General features: G+C 71.1%; 2 protein-coding genes. Both read right to left on the bottom strand.

Annotation, left to right across the window (positions count from 1 at the left end):
* Positions 1 to 1,617, bottom strand: a 1,617-nt coding sequence (locus AOK24_RS52405; RefSeq protein ID WP_159052141.1) for an SCO5717 family growth-regulating ATPase, incomplete at its 3' end; no start/stop codon positions are given.
* A gap of 68 nt (positions 1,618 to 1,685) precedes the next feature.
* Complete coding sequence (locus AOK24_RS38610) at positions 1,686 to 2,945, bottom strand: RNA polymerase sigma factor (RefSeq protein WP_055724602.1); 1,260 nt, start codon at positions 2,943 to 2,945, stop codon at positions 1,686 to 1,688.
* Positions 2,946 to 3,082: the final 137 nt, after the last annotated feature.

Below are 3,082 nucleotides of genomic sequence, written 5' to 3'. Positions count from 1 at the left end.
CTCCACCTCACGCTCCAGGAGGGCCGCCGCCGTGAAGTGCTCCTGGAGCGTGAGGTGGAGGAAGCCGTACCAGCCGTGGGCCTGCGGCTTCAGCAGGCCGTACTGGGTGCTGATCTCGTCGAGGATCGTGCGGCTGTCGGCGGGGTCGAGGTCGATCGTGGGGAGGAAGCGGTCGATCTGGTCGAGGAGGTCGTCCTCGGGGAAGTAGCGCAGGCCGCGCTGGTGGTAGTGGCGGGCGAGCTCTTTCAGGAGGTCCTGTTTGCGGTCCGTGGTGAAGCGGCTGTAGCGGGTGATCTCGCGGTGCGCGTCCCATTCGCGCAGCAGGACTTCGACGCAGCGCTGGTACAACGCGGCCCGGCGTTCGGGGAGTTCGAGGTCGCGTTCGTAGACGATCGCGATGAGGCTGAGCAACAGGGGGTTCGCGGCGAGGGTCTGGAGCCGGCCGTTCGCCGAGAGGGCGCGGACGAGGCCGGCGCGGCGGCGGTCCGTCGTACCGAACCAGTTCGCGACGAACGTCTCGATCTGCGGCCACTCGAAGTCGAGGGCCTCCAGGACCTGGAACTGGGGGAGGCCGCCGCGCCAGCCCTGGCGGCGGCAGGTCGTGGCGATGAGGGCGCGGGGGAAGCGGGTCGCGAGGCGGGCGATCTCGGCGGTGACCCTGCGGTAGGCGTTCTCGGCGTCCTGGGCGTTCTCGCCGCCGAGGACTTCGTCGAGGCCGTCGAGGAGCAACACGGCGGTGCCGTCGGCGAGTTTGTCCGTGAGGTAGTCGCGGGCGCCGTCGAAGCCGTAGTGGTCGGACCAGTGGTCCGCCAAGTAGTCGAGCAGGGAGGGGTTTCCGCTCTCCACGAACCGGAACAGCTCGACGTAGGCGGGGAGTTGGGAGGTGTCCGTGGCCAGACGGAGGGCGAGGTGGCGGAGCATGGTGGTCTTGCCGGCGCCGGGGTCGCCGACGACCACGATCCGGCGGTAGCGGTTGAGGGCGTCGACCGGGATGTAGGTGTGGGTGGCGGCGGCCCGGACTTCGGCGGCGACACGGGCTTGGGCGGCGCGGGCCCGTTCGGCTCGTGCGCGTGACTCCCCCGGGTCTTCCGAGTTCTGCGTGTACCAGGCGGGAGGGTGGTGGTCGATGGAGAACGCGCCGGTCGCGTCCAGCGCCGAGTGCGCCTCCTCGCGGTCGAGTTCGTCGCCCGACAAGAACCTCAACGGCTGCTGCTCCTGCACCCCCACCTGCACATACAGCCGCTCCAGCCGCAGCGGGCGCGACATGTCGAGGATCTTCAGCGTGGACAGCTCCTGGACGAGCCGCGCGCAGTACAGGGCCGCCGCGTCCTCCAGCGTCGAACGGTGCTCGGCGACCCGGGCCGCCGCCTGTTCGACCTCGCGGGCCGCCTCCCGGTCGGCCTTCCTCTGCTCGCGTTCCGTCAACTGCCGGTCGTGGTCCCACTCCTGCTGTCTGAGCCGGAGTTGGGAGTCGTGTTCGAGCTGGATCTTCTCCCGTTCGAGGCTCTGCGCCCGCTGCATCTGCCACAGGGCGACGCCCGCCGCGATCAGGGCGACGAGGATTCCGCCGAGGGCGGTGACGGCGGAGGCGCTGTCCAGCGCGAGGTTCCCCGTCATTCCGCATTCCCCCTCATTCCGCCGATTGTGGCATCCGGGGCGTCCGGTGAACCCCCTTTCTCGGTACGTCAGTTCGCGGCGCGTCTGGCGAGAAGTTCGCGTTCTCTCCCGTTGCCGGCGAGGCGGGCCGCCCGCGCGAACTCGGCACGCGCCTCCTCGGTGCGGCCGAGCCGCTCCAGCAGGTCGCCCCGGACGCTGGGGAGCAAGTGGTAGTCCTTCAGGGCGGGTTCGGTGGTGAGGGTGTCGAGGAGGGTGAGGGCGGCGGCGGGGCCCGCTGTCATCGAGAGGGCCACCGCGCGGTTCAACTCGACGACCGGGGAGGGGAATCGGGCCGCCAGTGCGTCGTACAGGCGGGTGATCGCCTGCCAGTCGGTGTCCTCGTACGTCGTCGCGTGGGCGTGGCAGGCCGCGATCGTCGCCTGGAGGGTGTAGCGGCCGGGGGCGCCGGTCGTCGTGGAGCGGGCCCGGGACAGGGCCTCGATGCCGCGGGTGAGCAGGAGGCGGTTCCAGCGGTGGCGGTCCTGGTCGCGCAGGAGGACGGGGGTGCCGTCGGGGGCCGTGCGGGCCGGGGTGCGGGACGCCTGGAACTCCAACAGGGAGGCCAGGGCGTGGACTTCGGGTTCCCCCGGCATCAGGGCGGTGAGCCGTCTGGCCAGGCGGAGGGCGTCCTCGCAGAGGGCGGGGCGCAGCCAGTCGTCGCCCGCTGTCGCGGCGTAACCCTCGTTGAAGATCAGGTAGATGACGTCCAGGACGGAGTCCAGGCGGGCGGCCCGGTCGGGGCCCTGGGGGACCTCGAAGGCGACGTTGCGGGTCGCCAGGGTGCGTTTCGCCCGGACGATGCGCTGCGCGACCGTCGGTTCCGGGGCGAGGTACGCTCGCGCGATCTCGGCGGTGGTGAGGCCGCCGAGCAGTCGCAGCGTCAGGGTGGTGCGGGACTCCGGGGACAGCACGGGGTGGCACGCCATGAAGACCAGCCTCAGGACGTCGTCGTCGAAGTCGTCCGCCTCCTCGTACTCGTACGACGTCGGCGGGGCCGTCTCCGACAGGTCCCGGCCGATCTCCGCGAGCTTGCGCGCGTACACCTCGCGGCGGCGGATCAGGTCCACCGCGCGGCGCCTGGCGGTCGCGGTCAGCCAGGCGCCGGGGTTGTCCGGGACGCCGTCCCTCGGCCACTGCTCCAGCGCGGCGACGAGGGCGTCCTGAGCGAGTTCCTCGGCGATCCCCACGTCCCGGACCAGGCGGGTGACGGTGGCGATGATCCGCGGGGACTCGATCCGGAAGACGGTCTCGACGGCGTGGCGGGGGGTGTCGGTGAGCTGTGTGTCCACAGCTCACCATCGAACACCCCGGCACTGACATCTGCCGGATGGGCGGGGGTGACGGGTACTACGGGGGTACTGCGAGTACTGCGAGTACTACGGGTACTACGGGTACTACGGGTACTACGGGTACTACGGGTATGACG

The sequence above is a fragment of the Streptomyces niveiscabiei genome (assembly GCF_001419795.1).
GTDB lineage: Bacteria > Actinomycetota > Actinomycetes > Streptomycetales > Streptomycetaceae > Streptomyces > Streptomyces niveiscabiei.
This window is presented reverse-complemented; position numbering and strand designations above follow the sequence as displayed.